The sequence below is a fragment of the Bradyrhizobium symbiodeficiens genome (genome assembly GCF_002266465.3).
GTDB lineage: Bacteria > Pseudomonadota > Alphaproteobacteria > Rhizobiales > Xanthobacteraceae > Bradyrhizobium > Bradyrhizobium symbiodeficiens.
The window spans coordinates 605,365-629,131 of the sequence record NZ_CP029427.2; the positions used below are offsets into that span (position 1 = coordinate 605,365).

Here is a 23,767-nt window from a genome sequence, read left to right on the forward strand (position 1 = left end):
CATGGCGCGTTACATCGACGAGATTCTGCAGCCCGGCGAACGGGTGCTGTATTCGACCAATGCGCACTGGATCTTCTATTTCCCGGCCATCGTGGCCTGGATCGTGGCCGGCGCGCTCTTCGTGGCGTCCCGGCAGCCGATCGCCGATTGGCTCGTCCTGCTCTGTCTGGTCGCCTCCGGCCTCGTTGCGCTTGCCGCGCTTTATTGGACCCTGAAGGGCTGGTTCCACCGCTTCACCACCGAGACCGACGTCACCAATCTCAGGGTCGTGCACAAGACCGGCTTCATCAAGCGCCGCACCTTCGAGATGGCGCTGGACAAGGTCGAAAGCGTCGACGTCGATCAGACCATCCTTGGACGTATTCTCAACTACGGCGACGTGACGATTCGCGGCGTCGGCGAGGGGATCGAGACGATCAAGACCATCGCCTCGCCGCTCGCCTTCCGTAGTTCGATCACCACGCGGTAGGACCGCGCGTAACCATGAGCATGCAGCAAGATACTTCCGCAACCACAACCGCAAGCCCTCAGCCCGGCTCGACCGTCGACGCCGCCGAGATCGCGAAGTTCTCAAAGCTCTCGGCGGAGTGGTGGGACCCCAACGGCAAGATGGCGCCTCTGCACCGGATCAACCCGCTGCGGCTCGGCTATATCCGCGATGCCGCCTGCCGCAAGTTCGAGCGCAATTTACGCAGCCTCAACTGCCTCGGCGGCTTGCGCGTGCTCGACATCGGCTGCGGCGCCGGCCTGTTGTGCGAGCCGCTGTCGCGGCTCGGGGCGCAGGTCATCGGCGTCGATCCCTCCCAGAGCAACATCGCCGCGGCGAAGCTGCATGCCGACAAGGGCCATCTTGCGATCGACTACCGCTGCACCACGGTCGAGGAGATCGACCCGCGCGAGCGCTTCGACATCGTGCTGGCGATGGAAGTGGTCGAGCACGTCGTCGATGTCGGCGTCTTCCTGAAGCGCTGCGCCGCGATGCTGAAGCCGAACGGCCTCATGGTGGTCTCAACGCTGAACCGCAACTGGAAGAGCTTTGCGCTCGCCATCGTCGGCGCCGAATACGTCCTGCGCTGGCTGCCGCGCGGCACCCACGAATGGAACAAGTTCGTCACCCCCGACGAGCTGGCCAAATACCTGCTCGACAACCGCCTCGTTATCACCGAGCAGACCGGCGTGGTCTACTCGCCCTTCGCCGACAAATGGTCGCTCTCGTCGGACATGGACGTGAACTACATGGTGGTGGCGGAAGGGATGGTGTGAGGGCGCAAGCAGGCTCAAGCATCGCTCCTATGACGTGGGCGTGATTGACGGGCTTGAGCGCTAGCGGCAGGTTGGCTGCGGTCCCTTCCCTGCATAGCCCCCTCATGTTCACCGTCGCCAGCCTCTGGATTCCCTTCACCGTCGTCGCCGCGCTGGGCCAGGTCGCGCGCAATGCGATGCAGCGGTCGCTGACGAAGCCGTTGGGGACCTGGGGAGCGACCAATATCCGCTTCCTGTTCGGCTTTCCGTTCTCGCTATTGTTTCTGGGCGTGGTGCTGATCGCGACCGGCGATCATCTCGGCCCGCCGCCCTCCGTGTTCTGGCCGTGGCTGCTGCTGGGTGCGCTCAGCCAGATCGTCGCCACCGGCCTGATGCTGCTCGCGATGAACGACCGTTCCTTCGTGGTGACGACGGCGTATCTGAAGACCGAGGCGATCCAGACCGCGATCTTCGGCTTCGTCTTCCTCGGCGACCAGCTGACCTGGCTAAAGGTGCTGGCGATCGTCGTCGCGACAATCGGCGTCGTCATCACCGCGCTCAGGTCCGGCGGCGAGAAGAGTTTTGCGGAGCTGAAGCCGACCATTACCGGGCTCGTTGCCGCGGCGGCCTTCGCGTTGTCCGCTGTCGGCTTTCGCGGCGCCATTATCAATGTTCCCGGCGTCTCTTTCGTGACCGCGGCCTCGCTCACGCTGGTGCTTGGCCTGTTCGTGCAGACGCTGATCCTGACCATCTATCTGCTCTGGCGCGCGCCAAAGGTGCTGCAGGCGATTTTGGGCTTGTGGAAGCCGTCGATGCTGGCGGGCTTCATGGGCGCCTTCGCCTCGCAGTTCTGGTTCCTGGCGTTCGCGCTGACGGCCGCCGCCAATGTCCGCACGCTCGCTCTGATCGAGGTGCTGTTCGCGCAAGCCGTGGCGTATTACTCGTTCAAGCAGCCGATCGCGCCACGCGAGCTTGCAGGCATCGCGTTGATCATCATCGGCGTGGCGGTGCTGGTGGGAGCCTAGTTCCTGTCTTCCGGCAATGTCGGCAGCGGCGATACCTCGATGCCCTCGTCGATCAGCGATTTCGCCTCCTCGGGCGAGGCCTCGCCGTAGATCGGACGGTGCTCCTTGTCGCCGTAATGCATCGCGCGGGCTTCGTTGGCAAAGCGCTCGCCGACATTGTCGGCGTTCTTCACGATGTGATCGCGCAACTCCTTCAGCTTGCTGCGCAGCTCTTTCTCCTGCGCCATCAACAGCGAGGTCGGTCCTGACGGTGCAGCCTCGGGCGCGGGAGCAGCCGCGGGCTCAGGCGGCGGCGTTGCACGGCCGCGGCCCTTCTTGCCGACGATGCGCGGGGCCATGATCGCCTTCTCGACCTTGGCCGAGCCGCAGATCGGGCAGGTCACGAGCTTGCGCTTGACCTGCGAATCATACGCCGACGAACTCTGGAACCAGCTTTCGAATTCGTGGCTCTTGTCGCAGTGGAGCGCGTAGCGGATCATGCCGATCCTCGCACCAGGTGCAAATGATCCGGCCCCGCCTTGGGATCGGCGACGCCGAAACGACGGCCGTGCTGGAGCGAGGGGATCGCGCGGCGCGCGGTCTCGACCTTGGCCGGGTCGATCCTGGCCATGATGATGCCGGGCTCGACATCGCCCTCGGCGAGGATCTCGCCCCAGGGATCGATGATCAGCGAATGGCCGTAAGTCTCGCGCTTGTTCTCGTGGGTGCCGGCCTGAGCCGCGGCGAAGATGAAGCAGCCGGTCTCGATCGCGCGCGCACGCAGCAGCACGTGCCAGTGCGCTTCACCGGTCTTGCGGGTGAAGGCAGAGGGCACGGTGATGAAGTATGCGCCGCTCTCGGCCAGCGCGCGGTAAAGCGCCGGGAAGCGCACATCGTAGCAGATCGTCAATCCGACGCGGCCCCAGGGCAGATCGGAGATCACCGCGGTCTCGCCCGGCTGGTAATTGGCGGATTCGCGATAGCTCTCGCCGTCCGGCAGCTCGATGTCGAACATGTGGATCTTGTCGTAGCTCGCGAGCACATTGCCCTCGGGCCCGATCAGGAAGGAGCGGTTGACCGCCTTCTCCGGCGAAAAGCGCAGCGCCAGCGAGCCGACATGGAGATGGATTTTTAGTTCCGCCGCGAGCGCCCGGTAGGCCTTCAGCGAAGTGTCGTCCTCTTCGCTCTGCAGATGCTCGAACAGCGCCTTGCGGTTCAGCTGCATCATGTTGCTGACTTCGGGCGTCTGCACGTAATCGGCGCCGTTGGCGGCCGCCTGCCGGATCAGCTTCGTCGCTTGGGCCAAGCTCGGCTCGGGCATCAGGCCGGTGCGCATCTGCACCATGGCGGCGGTGAACGTGCGGTTCTCGCTCATGACGTGGCCTTCACACCTTCGAGCATGCCGTCGAGCTTGCCCTCGCGATCGAGCGCGTAGAGATCGTCGCAGCCGCCGATATGGGTTCCGCCGATCCAGATCTGCGGAAAGGTCGAGCCCTCGCCGGCGCGGTCGTACATCTCGTCCCGCCAGGAGGGGTTCTTGGCGACGTCGAATTCGGTAAAAGTCGCCTTCTTGCGGGTCAGCAGGGACCTCGCTGCGGAACAATAACCGCAGCCCGGCCTGGTGTAGATCTCGACAGCAGCAGTCATGGCGTCCGGCGCTCTCATGTCATGAAGTCATTGAATTATATGGGACGAGGGCCGCTCTCGACAACCCGGGCGAAGACCAGCACGTCGACCTGGGCGGCTTTGGCCCGGAGCAGGGCCCGCGCACAGGCATCCAGCGTCGCCCCCGAGGTCAGGACGTCGTCGATCAGGACAATGCGGCGGCCCTGGATTTCCGCCTGACGGTCGGGGGATACCTGGAACGCGCCTTGCACATTGGTGGCGCGCTGGGCCCGCGACAGGCCGATCTGCTGCTCGGTGGCGCGCACCCGGCGCAGCACCTCAGTCCTCGCCTTGACCCCGCTCTGCCGTTCGATGACCTGCGCCAGCGCTCCGGACTGGTTGTAGCGGCGGCGCCAGGCCCGCCGCCAATGCAGGGGCACCGGCACCAGCATGTCGGCGCCATCAAGCAGTTCGCCGCCCGCCCGCGCCATCCAGCGGCCCATCGCGGGCGCCAGATCGGTGCGGTCCTGGTACTTCAGCGCATGCACCAGCGTACGCGCGACGTCGTCGTAACGGACGGCCGCGCGGGCGCGCTGGTAGGCCGGCGGGCTCGCGATTGCCTCCATCGACAGCATGTCGGGGCCGGGATCATAGACGAAGGGAATGCCGAGCCGCGGGCAATAGGGCCGCTCGATGAACGACAGCCGGGCCCAGCAGGCCGCGCAGACGCCCTCGCCGTCGACCGGCTCGCGGCACGACACGCACAGCGTCGGCAGCGCGATGTCGAGCGCCAGCCGTGCCGCGCGCGACAGGATGTGGCGGCCGGCCGTCCATGCGGCACGCAGCGGGGCGGCGATGGAACGGGTGGGGGCGGTCTCGGCTTCCATAGGGGAAGGCTAGCGCCGCACAGGCCGGATTGCCAGAACCGTCGAGATCGGCATAACCAGCGGCATGGCCCAGACACCCCAAACCCCGCCCGCTTTATTCGATCGTGCCTTGCTGCATGCGCGGCAACGGCGAGCGCAGGCGCAAGGTGCCGTGGGCTTCCTGCTCGATCGAGTCGCCGAGGACATGTCTGACCGGCTGGCCGCGGTGATGCGGGATTTCCACGCGGCGGCCGATCTCTGGACGCCCGGCGAAGGTCTTGCGGACCTGCGTACGCGGCTTCCGTCTATCGCGCACATCGCTCTCGATGCGGCCGGTGCTGAGAAACTGCCCTTCGCGCCGGAAAGCCTCGATCTCGTCGTCTCCGCGCTGGCACTGCAATTTGTCAACGATTTGCCTGGCGTGCTCGCGCAAGTTCGGCGCGCGCTGAAGCCCGATGGCTTACTGCTCGCCGCGATGCTCGGCGGGGACAGCCTGACCGAGCTGCGACAGGCCTTTGCCACGGCGGAGGCCGAATGCGAGGGCGGCGTCTCGCCGCGCGTGGCGCCGTTCGCCGATTTGCGCGACATCGGCGCGCTGTTGCAGCGGGCGGGATTTGCCCTGCCGGTGACCGACGTCGACCGTGTCGTGGTGCGTTATTCCAGCGCGTTCGCGCTGATGCAGGATCTCCGCCGCATGGGCGCGGCCAATGTGCTGATCGAGCGGCGGCGCACGCCGAGCCGGCGCGCGACGCTGTTGCGGATGGCGGAGATTTATGCCGAGCGCTTTGCCGATGCCGACGGCAGGATCCGTGCGACCTTCGACATCATCTGGCTCTCCGGCTGGTCCCCGCATGCGAGCCAGCAACAGCCGCTGAAGCCGGGATCGGCGAAGGCGAGCCTGGCAGACGCGGTGAAGAAGGCGGGGAAGGTGTGATCCTCATGGTGAGGAGGCGCGTAAGCGCCGTCTCGAACCATGCAGGCCCGGCTCTTGCCGTGTGGCCATCCTTCGAGACGACCGCTTCGCGGTCTCCTCAGGATGAGGCCCGTGCTCACATCAACAGATCAATCAAATGCGGGATCAGCGGAATGTCCGCGGGCGGCATCGGGTAGTCGCGCAGCTTGTTGGCGCGGACCCAGGCCAGGGTCTGGCCTTCGCGCGGCGCCATTTGTCCCTCCCAGCGCCGGCAGACATAGAGCGGCATCAGCAGGTGGAAGGTCTCGTAGCCGTAGCTCGCAAAGGTCAGCGGCGCCAGGCACGGCTCGGCGACGGTGATGCCGAGCTCCTCGTGCAACTCGCGGATCAGGCTCTGCTCCGGCCGTTCGCCCGGTTCACACTTACCGCCGGGAAACTCCCAGAGGCCGGCCAGCGTCTTGCCCTCGGGGCGCTGCGCGATCAGGACGCGCTTGTCGGCGTCGATCAGCGCGCAGGCCACAACCAATGTCAGTTTCAGATCGGCCATACGTGAATGTCGCTCGCTGAAGATCACCCGCAACGGTTAGTTAACCCAGTTGCGGCCGGGGTTTCCAAGTTCCATAAGTCATATTTAATCCGGGGTTCCTAGAGTGGAAACGCTTAACCACTCCGGGCCCGAACCATGCGCGCTGCGCTTTCCACCATCATCCGCCGGTTCGTTCACGACCGGCGCGGCAATATCGCGGTGATCTTCGCGCTTGGCTGCGTCCCACTGATCACCGCGGTCGGCTGCGCGGTCGACTATTCGCGCGCGACGCAGACCCGGGCCAAGCTTCAGGCCGCGGCCGACGCCGCCAGCGTCGGCTCGATCGCCAAGGCGTCGCCGGCCTTCAAGGCCGCCGGCACCATGACGTCGGATGGCTCGATTTCCGTCGGCGTCACCGACGCCAACAACATCTTCAACGCCAATCGCGCCAATCTGACCGGCTATACCCTCAACAGCGTCACGCCGACCGTGGTCAAGACCGGCTCGACGGTCACCTCGACCGTCGCGTTCAACGCCACCATCAACACCATGTTTCTCGGCCTGATCGGCAAGACCGCACTGGCGCTGACAGGTACGTCGAAAGCGACGGCCAGCATGCCGCTCTATATCGACTTCTACCTGCTGCTGGACAATTCGCCGTCGATGGGCGTCGCGGCGACGCCGGACGACGTGACCAAGATGGTCAACAACACGTCCGATAAATGTGCCTTCGCCTGCCACGACTACAACGACTCCAAAAACTACTACAATCTCGCCAAGACGCTCGGCGTGACGACCCGGATCGACGTGCTCCGCAGCGCGACGCAGTCGCTGATGGACACGGCCGCTGCCACGCAGACCTATTCCAATCAGTTTCGCATGGCGATCTACGATTTCGGCGCCTCGTCCAAGACGATCGGCTTGCGCGCGTTGTTCTCGCTCTCGTCGAGTCTGTCGAGCGCCAAGACGGCGGCCGGCAACATTGACCTGATGGGAGTCTACGGCAACAACGACAGCTATACCAAGGACCAGGATACGCAGTTCAGTACGCTCTTTCCGGCGATCAGCAACGAGATCCCGAATCCCGGAAGCGGCACGTCCAACTCGCCCCTGAAATATCTATTCTTCGTTTCCGATGGCGTTGCCGACGAAAGCAACGCGGGCTGCCTGAAGCCGCTCTCGGGAAGCTCGCGATGTCAGTCGCCGCTCAATGCCTCGCTTTGCAAGGCGATGAAAGATCGTGGGGTCAAGATTGCAGTGCTGTACACCACGTATCTGAAACTGCCGACCAACAAGTGGTACATGTACTGGATCGACCCATTCAACCAGGGCCCGTTCGGCCCATCGCCGAACAGCCAAGTCGCGCAGAACATGCAGAGCTGCGCCTCACCCGGGTTCTATTTCGAGGTCAGCCCGACCCAGGGCATCGCGGATGCCATGAACGCGCTGTTCAAGAAGGCGGTTGCGGACGCGCGCATCTCGGGGTGAGTTGCTCACCTCTCCCCGTAAGCGGGGAGCTACGACCTGTAATCGCCGTTGATCGCGACATACTCCTTGGTGAGGTCGCAGGTCAGCACGCGGTCGCGGCCCTTGCCGAGGCCGAGCGAGACCTTGATCGCGATCTCCGGCGCCTTCATCGCTTCCGACACCTGCGCCTCGTCATAATCAGGATCGCGCGCGCCGCTCCTGGCGACGCGGATGCCGTTGAAGGAGATCGAGAGCCTGTCGCGATCGGCCGGCTCGCCGGCCTTGCCGACTGCCATCACGACGCGGCCCCAATTGGCGTCTTCGCCGGCGATCGCGGTCTTGACCAGCGGCGAGTTGGCGATCGACATCGCGATCTTGCGCGCCGAGGCCTTGGTCTTGGCGCCCTCGACCGTGATCTCGACCAGCTTGCGCGCGCCTTCGCCGTCGCGGGCCACTTGCTCGGAAAGATTGGCGAGCACCTGATTGAAGGCTTTGACGAACGCTTTCAGGCGCGGATCACTGGCGCGGCTGATCTTCGGGGCGCCGTGCTCGGCGGCAGCGCCGGTGGCGAAGGCCAGCAGCGTGTCCGACGTGGACGTGTCGCCATCGATCGTCACCGCGTTGAAGGTGTCTTCGACGCCGGCCTTGAGCAGCGCCTGCAAGGCCGCGGGCGCGATCGGTGCGTCGGTGAAGACGAAGGACAGCATCGTCGCCATGTCGGGGGCGATCATGCCGGCACCCTTGGCCATGCCGTTGATGGTGACCCTGGCCTTGCCGAGCTTGACGGTCGCGGTCGCGACCTTCGGGAAGGTATCGGTGGTCATGATCGCCTTGGCAGCATTGAGATAATCGCCGGGCTCGGCGGTTTCGGCCAACCGGCCCAGCACGCCGTCGAACTTGGTCGCGTCCAGCGGCTCGCCGATCACGCCGGTCGAGGCCAGGAAGATCTCGCCCTCGCTGCATCCGACCGCCTTAGCCGCGATCTTCGCAGTCAGCGCGGTGGAGGCGCGGCCGGTCTTGCCGGTGAAGGCATTGGCGTTGCCGGAATTGACGACGAGCGCGCGCGCCTTGCCGCCCTTCAGCTTGGCGCGGCACCATTCCACCGGTGCGGAGGGGCACTTCGATTTGGTGAAGACGCCGGCAACCGCGGTGCCCTTGTCCATCACCGCCAGCAGCACGTCGGTGCGGTTCTTGTAGCGGATGCCGGCCTCGGCCGTCGCAAGACGAATGCCCGCGATCACGGGCATATCGGGAACGTTTTTCGGGGCGAGGGGAGAGACGGAGGAGGACATCGCGGGGGCGCCTTGGTGGGGTCTGGATATGCAGATGGCCGGACCATCAAGTGGCCCGGCCATTGCGACGTTAGATACTCTTGGCGTCCGTGAAGTGACAGCGAATTCTTACGTCTTCGCGGGCTTACTTCTTTGCAGGCGGCGCCATCTTGCTGTCGGACGGCTTGGCTGCGTCCGCCGGCTTGGCGTCTGGCTTGGCGTCCGCCGCCGGCTTGTCCAGCCGCTCGACCTTGGCTTCCGTCCGCAGCTTGGCGACGTAGTCGGCCTGGGCCTTGCGGGTGACGTACTGCTCGATCTGGGCCTTGACCTGCTCGAAATCAGGCGCCTTGCGGTTGCGCTTTTCCTCGACCTTGATGACGTGCCAGCCGAACTGCGACTTGACGGGGTCGGAGATCTTGCCCGGCTCCAGCGCGAAGGCGACAGCCGAGAATTCCGGCACCATCTGCTCCTTGGTGAAGAAGCCGAGATCGCCGCCGTCGGCCGAGCCCGGATCCTTGGACTTCTTCTTGGCCAGCTCGGCGAAATCGGCGCCCTTGTCGAGCTCGGCCTTCACCGCCTTGGCCTCGTCCTCGGTCTCGACCAGGATGTGGCGGGCGCGCACTTCCTGCTCGCCGGTGATCTGCTTGGAGGCCTCCTCATACACCTTCTTCATGGCGTCGGGGGTGGTGGCGGCCTTGCCTTCCTGAGCCAGCAGGCTGTCCATCAGCAGGCGGGTGCGGGCGAATGCCAGGCGCTTCTTGAACTCCTCGCTGTCGGCGATCTTCTTGTCCTCGGCGGCTTTGCCGACGATCTTCATGTCGATCAGGAAGGACAGGACGTTCTCGTCCTTGGTTGCCGGGTCCATCTGGGCGAGGCTCGCTCCGAGTTCCTCCTCGGCCATGGCAACGTCGCTCTTCTTGATTTCCGCGCCGTTGACCTTCGCCAGCACCGGATCGTCGGCGGCCCGGAGCGGGCCCGCGATCGCCAGGGACAGCGCCAAAGCGAGGCAGCCAGCCAGGGCGGACGCATGGCGGAAACGCTGGCCGGTGGTTGCCGGGAACGAGGTGGTCATGGAAAATCCTTATGTTGAAGCAGGGGGCTGCTCGAAGCGGGGCGGACACTCGCCCAATTCAGGGGGGCTTGGCAACGCGAAAAGTCTGTCAAAATGATGAATTAGCCGCAATGTGCCCGCCGTTGACAAGGCCCTGACCGGGCCATATCTCTGCCCGGTCGCGACCATGGCGATGGCGTTTATTTTGCTGCGTTTTTGGCCGTTGAACCCAGACTTGTCCAATTCCCACCCATATGGCGGATGAACCCGCAGTCCGGGCTCTGACTCCGCGAGGCGTCACGGTGAGTTGATGGGCAGGCGGGTGACAACTTCTTAGGCCCAACGCGGTTGTATCGCGAACACAGGAACCAGGCATGATCGGCGCGCTCGCCCGCAAGTTTTTCGGCTCCGCCAACGACCGGCGGGTGAAGGGATATCAGTCCCGCGTCACCGCGATCAACGCGCTGGAGGCAGAGGTCTCGAAGCTCTCCGACGAGGCGCTCAAGGCCCGCACCGCCGACTTCAAGAAACAGCTCGCCGAGGGCAAGACGCTGGATGACCTGCTGGTCCCCGCCTTCGCCACCGTGCGCGAGGCCGCCAAGCGCACGCTCGGCCAGCGCCATTTCGACGTCCAGCTGATCGGCGGCATGGTGCTGCACGAGGGCGACATCGCCGAGATGAAGACCGGCGAAGGCAAGACGCTGGTGGCGACCCTTGCGGTCTACCTCAACGCGCTCGCCGGCAAGGGCGTCCACGTCGTCACCGTCAACGACTACCTCGCCCGCCGCGACTCCGGCTGGATGGGCCAGATCTACGGCTTCCTCGGCATGACCACCGGCGTGATCGTCCACGGTCTCGACGATGCCGAGCGCAAGGCCGCCTATGCCTGCGACATCACCTACGGCACCAACAACGAATACGGCTTCGACTATCTGCGCGACAACATGAAGTACCGGCTCGAGGACATGGTCCAGCGCCCGCACTTCTACGCCATCGTCGACGAGGTCGACTCCATCCTGATCGACGAGGCGCGCACGCCGCTGATCATCTCCGGCCCGCTCGACGACCGCTCCGATTTCTACAACACCATCGACGGCTTCCTGCCCAAGCTCGACAAGACCGACTACGACGTCGACGAGAAGCAACGCACGGTGACGCTGACCGAAGCCGGCATGGAGAAGATCGAGACCCTGCTTCGCGATGCCGGCCAGCTCAAGGGCGAGTCGCTCTACGACGTCGAGAACGTCTCCGTCGTGCACCACATCAACCAGGCGCTTCGCGCGCACACGCTGTTCACGCGCGACAAGGACTACATCGTGCGCGACGACGAGGTCATCATCATCGACGAGTTCACCGGACGCATGATGGCCGGCCGCCGCTATTCCGAAGGCCTGCACCAGGCGCTGGAAGCAAAGGAGCACGTGCAGGTCCAGCCGGAAAACCAGACGCTCGCCTCGATCACCTTCCAGAACTATTTCCGGATGTACGAGAAGCTCGCCGGCATGACGGGCACGGCGCTGACGGAAGCCGACGAGCTCTTCGACATCTACAAGCTCGAGGTCGTGGAGATCCCGACCAACGTGCCGATCGGCCGTCTCGACGAGGACGACGAGGTTTACCGCACCCACAAGGAGAAATACACGGCCATCCTCGCCGAGATCGAGCGGGCCAATTCGCGGCTACAGCCGGTGCTCGTCGGCACGGCGTCGATCGAGAAGTCGGAAGTGCTGGCCGAGTTTCTGAAGCAGAACGGCTACAAGCAGATCGATTTCGGCAAGGAGAACGCGCTCGACAAGCTCTACGCTGCCGCCCGCGCCGGCAAGCCGGCGAAACTGTTCGCGGTGCTGAATGCGCGCTTCCACGAGCAGGAAGCCTATATCGTCGCGGAGGCCGGCGTGCCCGGCGCGATCACGATCGCGACCAACATGGCCGGACGCGGTACCGACATCAAGCTCGGCGGCTCGCTCGAGATGCGCGTCCCGAAGGAGACCGCGGGCATCGAGGACGAGGCCGAGAAGGCCAGGAAGATCGAGCAGATCAAGGCCGACGTCGAGCGCTTCCGCGACATCGTGCTGAAGGCCGAGGAGACCGTCGAGATCGAGCCGGCGAAGGGCAACAAGCCCGCCAAGACCGTGACCAAGCCCGGCGGCCTCTACATCATGGGCTCCGAGCGCCACGAATCCCGCCGTATCGACAACCAGCTGCGCGGCCGTTCCGGCCGTCAGGGCGATCCCGGCCGTTCGAAATTCTTCCTGTCGCTGGAAGACGATCTGATGCGCATCTTCGGCTCGGATCGCCTCGACAGCATGCTGCAGCGTCTCGGCCTGCAAGAGGGCGAGGCCATCATCCATCCCTGGATCAACAAGGCGCTGGAGAAGGCGCAGCAGAAGGTCGAGGCGCGCAACTTCGACATCCGCAAGAACCTCCTGAAGTTCGACAACGTCCAGAACGACCAGCGCAAGGTGATCTTCGACCAGCGCATCGACCTGATGAAGGACGAGAGCGTCGCCGAGACCGTCAACGACATGCGCCACGCCTTCATCGACGATCTCGTCGCCAAGCACGTGCCGGAGCATGCCTATGCCGAGCAGTGGGACGTCGCCGGCCTGAAGGAAGAGCTGAAGCGCGTGCTCGATCTCGACCTCCCGGTCGACGAATGGGCCAAGGAAGAGGGCATCGCCGACGAGGAGCTGCTCACCCGCATCGAGAACCGCGCCGACGAGCACATGGCGGCCAAGGTGGCGCAATGGGGCCCCGACGTGATGCGTTACGTCGAGAAGACCATCCTGCTTCAGACGCTCGACCATCTCTGGCGCGAGCATCTGATCATGCTCGACCATCTGCGCCAGGTCATCGGCCTGCGCGGTTACGGCCAGCGCGATCCCCTGCAGGAGTACAAGACCGAAGCCTTCAATCTCTTCCAGGAGATGAGTGCGCATCTGCGCGAGGCGGTCACGGCGCAGCTGATGCGGGTCGAGATCGTCCCGCCGGAGCAGGAAGCGCCCGTGCTGCCGCCGATGGAGGCGCACAAGTTCGACCCCAATACCGGCGAGGACGAAATGGCGCTCGCCAGCGTCACGCTCGGAGCCCAGACCTCCGATGCCGCGCTGCGCGATCCCAACAACCCCGCCAGTTGGGGCAAGGTCGGCCGCAACGAGGATTGCCCCTGCGGCTCAGGCAAGAAGTACAAGCACTGCCACGGGCGGTATGCCTGATCGATGATCTCGATACCCGGCGAACTCGCGGTGCTGTATTGGCATTGCGAGTTCGCGATGGATTGAAATGCTTCCGATCTGTGCCTGCTGATCTTCAGGGGCATCTCGAATGGCAGGCGCACGCAGCTGAAGCCCGGAAAGCCGATGGTCAAAGCGCAGCATCGTGTCTCGGAGAACGCCTGCGGGTAGATCGTTCAATCTTTTGCTACTGCTCATTGTGATCTGGTTCACCTCACCTGCGCTCAATCCGTGTTTTGATTGAATTGCAGGGGGGCCGAAAATTGGGAGCCAGACAATGTCCAGACGCGCGCTGCCAACCACCTTGTGTGTTCTTGTCCTGAGTTTCTACGCTTGCGATTCCGCCCCTGCGAGCCAAGTGGGCGGATGGTGGGGCGGAACATGGTCGTGCAACATAGACGGCCGGCCGGCCCGGATGAAATGGGCCGCCGTTGATGACAGTCAGACAAGCTGCGACGGCGACACTTGCACCACCAGCTCGGGAGCACGCTGGGCAGGCAGCTTCTCGGATAATGGCTCGCGATGGGTGAAGTTGACAAATCCACGCAGCGGAACGCAGGGCGGCGTATACTTCAACCATGCCGACGGCAATAAATGGTATTTAGCCAAACCGGTCAGCAACAAGGCCGCGGGCTGGACGACATGGAACGGCCAACGCTATCGCCTCTCGTGCTGGCGATGATGAATGGCGGATGAGCGTGGCGGCTTCGCAAGGCCCCCACGCTCCAATCACGAGGCCTAGTTCGAGCTGTCGATCAAGCTCTCCAGCAGCCGCTTGAGCTCGCTCGTCGACTTGTCGCCATAGCTTTCCAGGATGTGCTCTTCCTGATCGACCGCGAGCGAGTTGAGCTTCTTGCTCAGCACCTTGCCGCGGTCGGAGATGAACATCAGCACCTTGCGGCGGTCGTTCGGGTCCTGCACGCGATAGACCAGCGTGTCGGAGACCATGCGGTCGATCATCTTGGTCAGCGTCGGATGGTTGAGCAGCACGGCATCCGCAAGCTCGCCCATCGAGTGGCCATTACCGTCCGACAGCACCTTAAGGATGCGCCATTGTTCGACGGGAACGCCTTCCTTGCTCAAACGCAGTTCCAGCTGCCGGTTGATCTCCCGGTTGGCTTGCGCGAGCAGATAAGCGAGGTGTTCGGTGATTGGAGTGTTTGGTTTTGCCACGGCTAAGACTTCGTCTTGACCCGAATGAGTGAATGTCTTGCAATCAATGCTGCATCTATATGCACTTCAATTGTTGAACATTCAATATTTTCAAAATAGGATGTTTGCCTAACAAAAGGGCGGAGGCCGCGGCCGCCCGAACAATGTGCTTTCAGGTCTGTTGCCAGACAGGAGTTGGCGTGCGCGCGACGGTAAACTTCCCGGCTCACGGCGGTCCGGCGTTGCCGCCGTCCATGCTGCTCAGGAATCTGTCGTCACCGGCGGCCAACGGTGCGGTGTCGCCGAGCGATCACGCTTTCCTTCGACGGCGCGGCGTCAACAAGCTGCGCGTCGGCTGCTTCATCTGCTGCAGCGGTCCGCCCGGCATCTGGGGGCCATGCGCGACCAACACCGCGCAGCTCGCGGTCGCCGAGATCAACAAGCGTGGCGGCATTCTGGGACGTGAGATCGAGCTGTCGATCTACGACGCGGGCGGCCCGCTCGACGCCGTTCTGAACCGCGCCCAGCAGGCTGTCGTCGACGATGAGATCGATCTCATCGTCGGCATGCACACCAGCGCGGTCCGCGTCGCGCTGCGCAAGATCACCACGGCGAACCGGATCCCCTACATCTACACGCCTGTCTATGAAGGCGGCGAGCGTACGCCCGGTGTGATGGCGATCGGCGAGACGCCGCGCTGGCAGAGCAGGCCGTCGATCCACTGGCTCGCCGACGTCAAGAAGGCGCAGCGCTGGTACCTGATCGGCAGCGACTATGTCTGGCCCTGGCAGTCGCATCGCGCGGTGAAGCGCTACATCAAGGAAACCGGCGGATGCGTCGTCGGTGAGGAGTTCGTTCCTCTCGGTGAGGATAACCACGAAGCTCATCTGGAGCGTATCCGCGCCGCGAGACCGGATGTGGTCCTGATCTCGCTGATCGGCACCGACAGCATCACCTTCAACCGCGCCTTTGGCGAAAGCGGCCTCGGTGCAACCGCGCTGCGGCTCGCCGGTGCGATGGACGAGACCGTGCTGCTCGGGATCGGCGCCGACAACAGCGAGAACATGTTCTGTGCCTCCGGCTACTTCCCCGGCGTCGGCTCGCGCGCCAATGATGATTTCCAAAGCCGCTATCGCGCGATGTTCGGCGCGAACGCGCCGCCGATCGGCTCGCTTGGCCAGTCCAGCTATGAAGGCTTGCGCTTCCTCGAAGCCGTCGCGAACAAGGCCGGTTCGCTGTCGATGGCGCCGATGCTCGCCGCGGGTCGCAACATCGTTTACGGCGGGGCGCGCGGCCCGGTTACGGTGCGCAACGGCCACGCCCGGATGCAGATGTATCTCGCTGAGGCCGACGGCCTCGACTTCAAGCTGATCAAGCCGGTCTGACGCCGGCGCGGCAATCCGCTCTCGCCCTTCGCAAAATAATACTTGAAAAGGAAAATATTTCCGCCTTGAATGTTTCGGCCGGCCGATGCGCATGTCGCGCAAATCGTGGCCGCGCGCCGTTCAAGAAACTTCAGGAGAGCGCCCGTGACAGTTGTCCTTCCCACACCAGCCCAGCTTCTCGATGTCGCCAAGCAGTGCGGCCTTTCGCTGACCGACGACGACGTTACCTCGTTCCGCGGCCTGATGCAGGGTTCGATCGAGGCCTACAATCTCGTGGGGGCGATGCCGGACGAGGTGCCGGAGGTGAAATACCCGCGCACGCCGGGCTACCGGCCGTCGGCGGAGGAGAATCCGCGCAACGCCTGGTATCGCAAGTCGACGGTGAAGGGCGCCAGTTCGGGCAAGCTCAAGGGCAAGACGGTTGCGCTGAAAGACAATATCATGCTCGCCGGCGTTCCCATGATGAACGGCTCGGCGACGCTCGAGGGCTACATCCCCGATTTCGACGCCACGGTCGTCACGCGCATCCTGGACGCCGGTGGGGAAATCCTCGGCAAGACCCATTGCGAATCCTTCTGCATGTCCGGCGGCAGCCACACCGGCGCGGTCGGTGCGGTGCATAATCCCTACAAGATGGGCTATTCGGCCGGCGGCTCGTCCTCGGGCAGCGGCGTCGTCGTCGCGCTGGGCGAAGCCGACATGGCGATGGGCGGCGACCAGGGTGGCTCGATCCGCATGCCGTCGTCGTTCTGCGGTACCTACGGCATGAAGCCGACCTGGGGCCTCGTGCCGTATACCGGCATCATGCCGATCGAGATCTTCGTCGACCACACCGGCCCAATGACGGCCACCGTCGCCGACAACGCGCTGATGCTCGAAGTGCTCGCCGGCGACGACGGCTACGATCCCCGCATCAAGGCGCCGAAGGTCGAGGAATACACCAAGGCGCTCGGCCAGGGCGTCAAGGGCATGAAGATCGGCATCTTGAAGGAGGGCTTCGAGCAGGCGACCGCCGAGGCCGCCGTCAACGAGAGCGTCCGCGAGGCCGCCAAGCGCTTCAAGGATCTCGGGGCGACGGTCGAGACCGTTTCGATCCCGATGCACCTCGCCGGCCCCGCGATCTGGACCCCGATCGGCACCGAGGGCATGACCCAGACCATGATGTATGGTGACGGCTACGGCCTGAGCCGGTCCGACCTCTATTCCACCACGCTGATGGATTTCCATCGCGGCTGGCGGCGCCAGGCGGATTCGCTGTCGGAAACGACAAAACTGTTCCTGCTGCTCGGCACCTACATCAACAACAATTTTGGTCCGCGCTATTACGGCAAGGCGCTCAACATCTCGCGACGCCTGACCGCGGCCTACGACAAGGCCTTCAAGGACTACGACCTGCTGCTGCTGCCGACGACGCCGATGAAGGCGACCAAGCTGCCGGAGCCGACAGCCAGTCGCGAGGACTATGTCGCCCGCGCGCTGGAGATGATCTCCAACACCGCGCCGTTCGACATCACCCATCATCCGGCGATGTCGCTGCCTTGCGGCATGGTCGACGGCCTGCCGGTCGGCCTGATGCTGGTCGGCCGGATGTTCGAGGAATCCACCATCTATCGCGCCGCGCATGCATTCGAGCAGATCGGCGACTGGAAGAAGATGTGAGCGCGGCATTGATGCAGGGGGACGGGGCAGCAAGGTATGGCTAACGCGTTCGTCGCGGCGTTCGAGATCCTGAGCTTCGGCGCGATCATCGTCCTGATCGTGCTGGGGCTCGGGATCATTGCCAGCATGATGGGCATCTTCAACTTCGCGCAGGGCGAGTTCGTCCTGCTCGGGGCCTACATCACCTATCTCGCCTACGCCAAGGGCCTGCCGATCTGGGCCGGAATGGTCGCGGCGCCCTTCGTGGTCGGCGCGCTCGGTTTCGTGCTGGAGGCGCTGATCATCCGGCGATTCTATGCCGCGCCGATCGTCGCCATGCTCGGCACCTATGCGCTCGGCCTGATCATCCGCGAATCCGTCCGCGGCCTGATCGGCGGCTTCTATCTCACCGTGCCCGAGCCGATCGGCGGCTCGATCGACATCGGCGCCATGCACATCTCGGCCTGGCGCTTCACCATCATCGTCATCACGCTGCTGGTGATGGCCGGTTGCTATCTCCTGCTGTCGCGCACCAACTTTGGCCTGCGCATGCGCGCCACGCTCGAAAATCCATCGCTGGCGCGGGCCTCGGGCATTTCCACGCCCCTGATGTACGGCGCCACCTTCGCATTCGGCTCTGCGCTCGCCGGCCTTGCCGGTGCGCTGATCGTGCCGGTGTTCAGCCTCTATGCCGATCTCGGCCTGCGCTTCCTGATCCAGGGGTTCGTCGCGGTGATGGTCGGCGGCGTCGGCTCCTTCATCGGGCCGGTCGCGGGCGCCGGCGTCATCGGCACGCTGAGCGCCGCGCTGCCGTGGATCATGGCCCCCGTCGTCGCCGACGTCCTCGTCTTCGTTCTCGCCATTGCCTTCATCAAATTCCGCCCGCAGGGCCTCATCGCTGGAAAAGGGGTTTAACCACATGTTCGATCGTACTCAGCTCTCCCGCCGCCGCTTTCTCTCCAATTTTGCCTTTGCCTCCGGCGCGGTCGCGACCGGGGTCGGCAGCTGGGTGATCCCGGCGCCCTGGGCCAATGCGGCCGAAGCTCCGATCAAGGTCGGTATCGCCACCGACCTCACCGGCCCGATCGCCTATGCCGGCAACGCCGACGCCAACGTCGCGAAAATGGTGATCAAGGAGATCAACGCCGCCGGCGGCCTGCTCGGCCGACCACTGGAGCTCTACATCGAGGACACCGCCTCGAACGAATCGGTCGCCGTCGGCAACGTGCGAAAACTGATCCAGCGCGACAAGGTCGACATGGTGCTCGGCGGCATCACCTCCTCGATGCGCAACGCGATCAAGGACCCGATCGTGGCGCGGGGCAAGACGCTCTACATCTATCCGCAGCTCTACGAGGGCAAGGAGTGCACGCCCTATCTGTTCTGCACCGGGCCGACGCCGGCGCAGCAGTGCGACGAATTCATTCCCTGGCTGATCAAGAACGGCGGCAAGAAGTTCGCGCTGCCGAGCGCCAATTACGTCTGGCCGCACACGCTCAACGTCTATGCCCGCAAGGTCATCGAAGCCAACGGCGGCGAGGTCGTATTCGAGGAATACTACCCGCTCGACCAGGTCGATTTCTCCTCGACCGTCAACCGCATCATCTCCAACAAGGTCGACGTCGTCTTCAACACGGTCATTCCGCCGGGCGTCGGCCCGTTCTTCAAGCAGCTCTATGAAGCAGGCTTCCTCAAGAACGGCGGCCGTCTCGCCTGCGTCTACTATGACGAGAACACGCTCAACATCAATCAGGCCGCCGAGATCGAGGGCCTCGCCAGCTGTCTCGACTATTTTAAGGTGTTGACCAAGGAGAACCCGTTCGACGCCAAGATCCAGGCGGCCTACGAGAAGGATTTCCCCGGCAACTTCCTATTCGCCGCCGGCAGCGCCGCGACTGGCACCTATCGCGGCCTCAAGCTGTGGGAAGCCGCGGTGAAGGAGGCCGGCAAGGTCGACCGCGATTCGGTGGCCGCTGCGCTCGACCATGCCAAGATCGCCGAAGGTCCGGGCGGACCTGCCGAGATGGTCCCCGGCAAGCGGCACTGCAAGATGAAGATGTACACTGCGGTTGCCAAGGCCGGGAATTACGAGATCGTCGGCCGCAGCAACGGGCTCGTCGATCCCAAGGAATGCTAAAGCGGAATGCCGAAGTCGATGGGCGCAGTGAAACAGGCGATCCCCGCCGCAATCGGCGGGGAGACGGACGTCGCCATGGATAGCAGCAGGGCGGCGAAGCAAAAACCGACGCGGAAAATCCTGCCGATCGTCGAGGGCGTCGTGCTGGTCGCGGCGCTGCTCGCGCCGCTGCTGCTGCAGGACTATCTCACGGTGTTCGCCACCCGCGTGATCATCCTGGCGCTGTTTGCGCTGTCGTTCGATCTGGTCTGGGGCTATGCCGGCATCATGAGCTTCGGCCAGGCCCTGTTCTTCGGCTCGGCCGGTTATGGCGTCGCGCTGCTTGCGCGCGACCTCGACATCACCAACATCTTCCTGGTGCTGCCCGCGGGCACCATCATCGGCCTCACCTTCGCGCTGCTGCTCGGCGGCTTCCTGCTGCTGGGTCGGCATCCCTCCAGCGTGATCTTCGTGTCGCTGGGCACGCTGACCGGCTCCTACGCCGCCGATCGCCTCGCGCGCGGCTGGTATTATCTCGGCGGCCAGAACGGCATCCCCTCGATCGCGCCGATGACGCTCGGCGGCTACGAGTTCACCGAAGGGCCGGCGTTCTACTATCTCGTGCTCGGCATTCTCGTCGTGGTCTACCTGCTCTGCCGCTTCCTGGTGCGATCGCAATTCGGCCTCGCGCTCGCAGGGCTCCGCGAGAACGAACAGCGCATCGCCTTCTTCGGCTACAAGGCGCAGCACCTGAAAGCGATCATCTTCGCGATCGGCGGCGCCGTTGCGGGGATGGCGGGCAGCCTCTATGCCTTCCACGAAGGCTTCGTCTGGCCCAACATGGTCGGCGTCGTGGTCTCGACGCAAGTCGTGCTCTATGTGCTGTTCGGCGGCTCCGGCACGCTGATCGGCGCCGTCATCGGGGCCGTCATCGTCGAGGGCGTCAGCTTCTGGCTCTCGGACAATTACCGTGACGTCTGGCCGATCATTCTCGGCGTGCTGCTGCTGCTCGTCATCCTGTTCCGGCCGCTCGGCCTGATCAGCTTCGTGCTCGGCGAGCGCGAGCGGGTCGGCAGCTTCGGTGCGAAACCCAAGGAAAACGTCAAGGAAAACGTCAAGGAGAAGCGCAATGCTCCTTGAAGCCGCCGGCATCACGAAGATCTTCGGCAAGCTCACCGCGCTCGACGGCGCCGCGCTCAGCGTCGGAGAGAACGAGTTCCACGGCCTGATCGGTCCGAACGGCTCCGGCAAGAGCACGCTGATGAAGTGCATCGCGGGAGCCGAGGTGCCGACGCAAGGTAAGGTGTCGTTCGTCAACACCGACATCACCGCGTTCACGCCGACCGAGCGGGCGCGCGCCGGCATGAGCCTGAAATTCCAGATCACATCCGTGCTGCCGTCGCTGACGCTGTACGACAACATCCTGCTCGCATTGCAGGCGCAGTCCTCGCTGATCGACCTCCTGTTCTCGCGCACGCGGGATGCGCTGCACGAGCAGGTCATGACCATGCTGACGCAGTTCCGCCTCGCTGATCGCGCCTTCGAGCCCGCAGCGGCGCTGTCGCACGGCCAGCAGCAATGGCTGGAGATCGCGATGGCGCTTGCCGGCAAGCCGAAGCTGCTGCTGCTCGACGAGCCGACCGGCGGCATGAGCCTCGAGGAGCGCCGCGTCACCGGCGAGTTGCTGCAGCCGATCAAGCAGCATTGCTCGCTCGTCATCGTCGAGCACGACCTCGATTTCATCCGCGACATCTGCGATCGCCTCACAGTGCTCGACCAGGGCAAGGTGCTGGCGTCGGGCACGGTGTCGGAGATCCAGGCCAACAAGGCCGTCCAGGAGATTTATCTGCGCCGTGCCTGAATTTTTGGACATCAAGCATCTCGACGCCGGCTATGGCCGCAGCCAGGTCCTGTTCGACGTCACCCTCGGCATCCCCTGGCGCGGCGGTGTCGCCGTGCTCGGGCGCAACGGTGCCGGCAAGACCACGCTGATGAAGACCATCGTCGGCGAGCTGCCGGCGTGGAAGGGCGAGGTCGCCTTCGACGGCCGCGACATCAGCCGCCGCGCCACCCAGGAGCGCGTCCGCGCCGGCATCGGTTATGTGCCGCAGGAGCATTCGGTGTTCGCGCGCCTGTCGGTGCGCGACAATCTCGCGGTCGGCTCGCTCGCGAGCAGCAAGGCCGACGCCGTCGACCACGTGCTGACGATCTTCCCCAAGCTCGGCCAGCGCCTCGACCAGCCCGCCGGCACGCTCTCCGGCGGCGAACGCAAGATGCTCGCGATTGGCCGCGCCCTGCTCGGCGATCCCAAACTGCTGCTGCTGGACGAGCCGACCGAGGGCGTCTGGATCGGCGTCATCGAGGAGATCACCGAGCGCCTGATCGAGCTCGCCAAGAGCATCTCCGTCATCATCGTCGAGCAGCACCTCGACCTCGCGCTCCGCGTCGCCGATTACGCCTATGTGCTCGACCGCGGTCGCGTCGCGCTGCAGGGGCAGGCGGGCGAGGTGAGGGACAATCCGGAGCTGGTGCGGTATCTGGCGCCGTAAGCAAAGGCTGCCGACACCATCTGTCTTGGGCCCCTGGGTGTTCCGTCATCCTGAGGTGCGAGTGGGGCGATGCGCAGCACCGCGCCGGGAGCCTGCTTGCTATACGGGAAGTCGCGACCGATAGGGCGCGGTCAGAAGCAGCATGAAAAGCGCTCGTTCGGCTTGGTACTTTGCGGCAGATCGAGTTGATTCTCGCCCCTGCGCCACAACTGCTCCCTGGCTGTTGCAGATGCTCCAAGCCCATCTTTTTCGCCTGCGCGGCACCAAAGTCACTTCGAATGTCGGAAACTCCGGCCTGACCATTGTTGCCGCTTCTCGCCATGCATCCAACCCGACAAACTTGAACCCGGAGGTCTGACCCCTGTCTTCACCCATTTGGGTGAAAGGGGTTTGCACAGACCAAGGCAAAGCCCGATTGGGGCGCCGGGCGCAAAGGCAATGAGGGATGTGTCTGCGGACGGAACAGTCTAACCGCCGCGCAATGCCTTGCCAGCGAGCAAGCTGACGAGCTCCTGCTGACGGGAAAGGCCGGTCTTCGAAAACACAGCTTTGAGCTGCGTGCGCACCGTCTCCCGCGTCACGCCCATTTTTGCTGCGAGTGCATCGATCGATCCCGCCTGTGCAACGCCACGTGCAACCTGGGCCTCTGCCGGCGTCAGGTCAAACAGACCTTGCAGGACTTCCGCACTCGGTACCGCGCCGCGATCGACGGGCGTTACGATGAGCATGAAGGTGGCTTGCGTGAAGATATCGCGTGCGGATCCGCGCACCGGCACGACATGCAGGACCATCGGTACGCGATCCATCGCCGCTGCGATGGCGAGAGACTTGACGGCCGGGCTGTTGCCACCGAACGAGGTCCCCAGCGCCGCCAAGAACAATCCGTCTGCAGTGCCATCGGCCAGGGTCAACCGCTCTGCGCGATCTTGGAACAGCGACGGCATCAGCGCTTCGAACAGGCCGTTCGCCGCGAGCAACTTGCCTCGTTCGCGCAATATCGCTCCAGGCAGCCCAATGGCCTGCAATGCATCGGCTTGCGCGCGCGCACGCTCGAAGCCAAGGCGGTTTGCAGTCAAGGACGCCCGAGCCAGATGAGGCCTCAAGCCATCAAGGAACGCGACGACGTCGCGCGGGACCGGTCCGTTGTCCTGGTGTCGCGGCATGACGATCGCAATCGAATCCCCGCTCGGTATTGAAATGATGGTCCCGGCCCTGTAGCCGATTCCGTGCCTGCGATAGAAATTGCAGTACACGTCATTGGTCGCGATCTCCTCCTCCGATAGAAGGTCGCCGTCATTGAGGAAGCCGGCGTAGTTGAGAGCGGCGGCGCGCGGCAGCAGCGGGTCGCGCTCACTCCATCCCTCTTGCAAGAAACGGGGCATGGTATGGTCGTGATTGACGGAATTGACCCCGCTGACATAGCCGTCGCGTACCGCGAAAAGCAGTCCGCCATTGCCGCCGATAGCGTTGGCGATTTCGTTGAGGACATCGGGCCACAATGACGGTATGAGCCCGGCCTCGTAGATGCGGTCAATCAGATGATCGAGATGCCCAAATCCACTCATGTGCAGCGCGAAAGAGCCAACAGCGTAACTATAGTTGGGTGACCGCGCGATGCAATCCGGCACATCGAGAGGCGTGCCGGTTCCTTGTAGGGAACCAATTGTTTTCTCAATCCTCACCAGGGCGGCGTCGTCGGAGGCGGATGCGTTCGTACTCTACAACGAACTTTTCTCCTGCTGTTCTCAA

Annotated in this window: 23 protein-coding genes; 14 read left to right on the plus strand and 9 right to left on the minus strand. The window is 64.1% G+C overall.

Features of this window, described 5'->3' with window-relative positions:
* Nucleotide 1 precedes the first annotated feature (1 nt).
* The 3 genes from CIT39_RS02780 to CIT39_RS02790 all read left to right on the plus strand — a co-directional run bounded on the left by CIT39_RS02780 (nucleotide 2) and on the right by CIT39_RS02790 (nucleotide 2,267).
* The gene (locus CIT39_RS02780) at nucleotides 2-469 is read left to right on the plus strand and encodes a PH domain-containing protein (protein ID WP_094973577.1); all 468 of its coding nucleotides are present in this window, start codon (nucleotides 2-4) and stop codon (nucleotides 467-469) included.
* A gap of 14 nt (nucleotides 470-483) precedes the next feature.
* Nucleotides 484-1,263 (plus strand): bifunctional 2-polyprenyl-6-hydroxyphenol methylase/3-demethylubiquinol 3-O-methyltransferase UbiG, encoded by a 780-nt coding sequence (ubiG, locus tag CIT39_RS02785; protein WP_162308854.1) that lies wholly within the window; start codon nucleotides 484-486, stop codon nucleotides 1,261-1,263.
* A 104-nt stretch (nucleotides 1,264-1,367) separates the two neighbouring features.
* Nucleotides 1,368-2,267 carry an EamA family transporter gene (locus CIT39_RS02790; protein ID WP_094973576.1) on the plus strand — a complete coding sequence of 300 codons (900 nt, stop codon included), beginning with the start codon at nucleotides 1,368-1,370 and terminating at the stop codon, nucleotides 2,265-2,267.
* On the opposite strand, the gene CIT39_RS02795 is transcribed toward CIT39_RS02790, so the two are convergent.
* Genes CIT39_RS02795 through CIT39_RS02810 form a run of 4 tightly spaced genes read right to left on the minus strand, consistent with a single transcriptional unit; the run spans nucleotide 2,264 to nucleotide 4,738 of the window.
* On the minus strand, nucleotides 2,264-2,746 hold the full coding sequence (locus CIT39_RS02795) for a DUF1178 family protein (protein WP_094973575.1): 483 nt from the start codon (nucleotides 2,744-2,746) through the stop codon (nucleotides 2,264-2,266). The two genes, CIT39_RS02790 and CIT39_RS02795, sit on opposite strands and share 4 nt — an antisense overlap.
* Nucleotides 2,743-3,621 carry a carbon-nitrogen hydrolase family protein gene (locus tag CIT39_RS02800; protein WP_094973574.1) on the minus strand — a complete coding sequence of 293 codons (879 nt, stop codon included), beginning with the start codon at nucleotides 3,619-3,621 and terminating at the stop codon, nucleotides 2,743-2,745. Before CIT39_RS02800 ends, CIT39_RS02795 begins: the two co-directional genes overlap by 4 nt.
* Nucleotides 3,618-3,893: a glutaredoxin 3 gene (grxC, locus tag CIT39_RS02805; RefSeq protein WP_094973573.1), complete on the minus strand. Its 276-nt coding sequence runs from the start codon at nucleotides 3,891-3,893 to the stop codon at nucleotides 3,618-3,620. Before grxC ends, CIT39_RS02800 begins: the two co-directional genes overlap by 4 nt.
* 35 nt (nucleotides 3,894-3,928) lie before the next feature.
* Nucleotides 3,929-4,738, minus strand: a complete 810-nt coding sequence (locus CIT39_RS02810; protein WP_094973572.1) for a ComF family protein — start codon at nucleotides 4,736-4,738, stop codon at nucleotides 3,929-3,931.
* 64 nt (nucleotides 4,739-4,802) lie between these two features.
* On the opposite strand from CIT39_RS02810, the gene CIT39_RS02815 reads away from it, so the two are divergent.
* Nucleotides 4,803-5,651 carry a methyltransferase domain-containing protein gene (locus tag CIT39_RS02815; protein ID WP_094973571.1) on the plus strand — a complete coding sequence of 283 codons (849 nt, stop codon included), beginning with the start codon at nucleotides 4,803-4,805 and terminating at the stop codon, nucleotides 5,649-5,651.
* Between the two features lie 115 nt (nucleotides 5,652-5,766).
* Here CIT39_RS02815 and CIT39_RS02820 read toward each other — a convergent pair whose 3' ends face one another.
* The gene (locus tag CIT39_RS02820) at nucleotides 5,767-6,177 is read right to left on the minus strand and encodes a (deoxy)nucleoside triphosphate pyrophosphohydrolase (protein WP_094973570.1); all 411 of its coding nucleotides are present in this window, start codon (nucleotides 6,175-6,177) and stop codon (nucleotides 5,767-5,769) included.
* Between the two features lie 135 nt (nucleotides 6,178-6,312).
* On the opposite strand from CIT39_RS02820, the gene CIT39_RS02825 reads away from it, so the two are divergent.
* Nucleotides 6,313-7,644 (plus strand): TadE/TadG family type IV pilus assembly protein, encoded by a 1,332-nt coding sequence (locus CIT39_RS02825; protein ID WP_094973569.1) that lies wholly within the window; start codon nucleotides 6,313-6,315, stop codon nucleotides 7,642-7,644.
* Between the two features lie 29 nt (nucleotides 7,645-7,673).
* On the opposite strand, the gene argJ is transcribed toward CIT39_RS02825, so the two are convergent.
* Together argJ and CIT39_RS02835 are read right to left on the minus strand one after the other, a co-directional pair.
* Nucleotides 7,674-8,915: a bifunctional glutamate N-acetyltransferase/amino-acid acetyltransferase ArgJ gene (argJ, locus tag CIT39_RS02830; protein ID WP_094973568.1), complete on the minus strand. Its 1,242-nt coding sequence runs from the start codon at nucleotides 8,913-8,915 to the stop codon at nucleotides 7,674-7,676.
* A gap of 124 nt (nucleotides 8,916-9,039) precedes the next feature.
* Nucleotides 9,040-9,966 carry a peptidylprolyl isomerase gene (locus tag CIT39_RS02835; RefSeq protein WP_094973567.1) on the minus strand — a complete coding sequence of 309 codons (927 nt, stop codon included), beginning with the start codon at nucleotides 9,964-9,966 and terminating at the stop codon, nucleotides 9,040-9,042.
* Between the two features lie 353 nt (nucleotides 9,967-10,319).
* Between CIT39_RS02835 and secA the strand changes: the two genes are divergently transcribed.
* The gene (gene secA, locus CIT39_RS02840) at nucleotides 10,320-13,160 is read left to right on the plus strand and encodes a preprotein translocase subunit SecA (protein WP_094973566.1); all 2,841 of its coding nucleotides are present in this window, start codon (nucleotides 10,320-10,322) and stop codon (nucleotides 13,158-13,160) included.
* A gap of 295 nt (nucleotides 13,161-13,455) precedes the next feature.
* Nucleotides 13,456-13,860 carry a DUF6006 family protein gene (locus tag CIT39_RS33140; RefSeq protein ID WP_414645233.1) on the plus strand — a complete coding sequence of 135 codons (405 nt, stop codon included), beginning with the start codon at nucleotides 13,456-13,458 and terminating at the stop codon, nucleotides 13,858-13,860.
* A 56-nt stretch (nucleotides 13,861-13,916) separates the two neighbouring features.
* On the opposite strand, the gene CIT39_RS02845 is transcribed toward CIT39_RS33140, so the two are convergent.
* The gene (locus CIT39_RS02845; protein WP_007599198.1) at nucleotides 13,917-14,351 is read right to left on the minus strand and encodes a MarR family winged helix-turn-helix transcriptional regulator; all 435 of its coding nucleotides are present in this window, start codon (nucleotides 14,349-14,351) and stop codon (nucleotides 13,917-13,919) included.
* A gap of 179 nt (nucleotides 14,352-14,530) precedes the next feature.
* Between CIT39_RS02845 and CIT39_RS02850 the strand changes: the two genes are divergently transcribed.
* The 7 genes from CIT39_RS02850 (at nucleotide 14,531) to CIT39_RS02880 (ending at nucleotide 22,018) form a co-directional block, all read left to right on the plus strand.
* Nucleotides 14,531-15,715 carry a substrate-binding domain-containing protein gene (locus tag CIT39_RS02850; RefSeq protein ID WP_162308855.1) on the plus strand — a complete coding sequence of 395 codons (1,185 nt, stop codon included), beginning with the start codon at nucleotides 14,531-14,533 and terminating at the stop codon, nucleotides 15,713-15,715.
* Between the two features lie 144 nt (nucleotides 15,716-15,859).
* Entirely contained in the window at nucleotides 15,860-17,374 is a 1,515-nt protein-coding gene (locus CIT39_RS02855; protein WP_094973639.1) for an amidase, read from the plus strand.
* Between the two features lie 36 nt (nucleotides 17,375-17,410).
* A complete protein-coding gene (locus CIT39_RS02860; RefSeq protein WP_094973564.1) occupies nucleotides 17,411-18,268 on the plus strand; it encodes a branched-chain amino acid ABC transporter permease in 858 nt (285 codons plus the stop codon).
* 4 nt (nucleotides 18,269-18,272) lie between these two features.
* Complete coding sequence (locus tag CIT39_RS02865) at nucleotides 18,273-19,490, plus strand: substrate-binding protein (RefSeq protein WP_094973563.1); 1,218 nt, start codon at nucleotides 18,273-18,275, stop codon at nucleotides 19,488-19,490.
* A gap of 6 nt (nucleotides 19,491-19,496) precedes the next feature.
* Nucleotides 19,497-20,609 (plus strand): branched-chain amino acid ABC transporter permease, encoded by a 1,113-nt coding sequence (locus tag CIT39_RS02870; RefSeq protein WP_094973562.1) that lies wholly within the window; start codon nucleotides 19,497-19,499, stop codon nucleotides 20,607-20,609.
* Nucleotides 20,599-21,330, plus strand: coding sequence for an ABC transporter ATP-binding protein (locus CIT39_RS02875; protein WP_094973561.1), 732 nt, complete (start codon nucleotides 20,599-20,601; stop codon nucleotides 21,328-21,330). The genes CIT39_RS02870 and CIT39_RS02875 overlap by 11 nt, the downstream gene beginning before the upstream one ends.
* The gene (locus tag CIT39_RS02880; RefSeq protein ID WP_094973560.1) at nucleotides 21,323-22,018 is read left to right on the plus strand and encodes a branched-chain amino acid ABC transporter ATP-binding protein; all 696 of its coding nucleotides are present in this window, start codon (nucleotides 21,323-21,325) and stop codon (nucleotides 22,016-22,018) included. Before CIT39_RS02875 ends, CIT39_RS02880 begins: the two co-directional genes overlap by 8 nt.
* Nucleotides 22,019-22,485: 467 nt before the next feature.
* Here CIT39_RS02880 and CIT39_RS02885 read toward each other — a convergent pair whose 3' ends face one another.
* Nucleotides 22,486-23,583, minus strand: a complete 1,098-nt coding sequence (locus CIT39_RS02885) for a helix-turn-helix transcriptional regulator (protein ID WP_148667357.1) — start codon at nucleotides 23,581-23,583, stop codon at nucleotides 22,486-22,488.
* Between the last annotated feature and the right edge of the window lie 184 nt (nucleotides 23,584-23,767).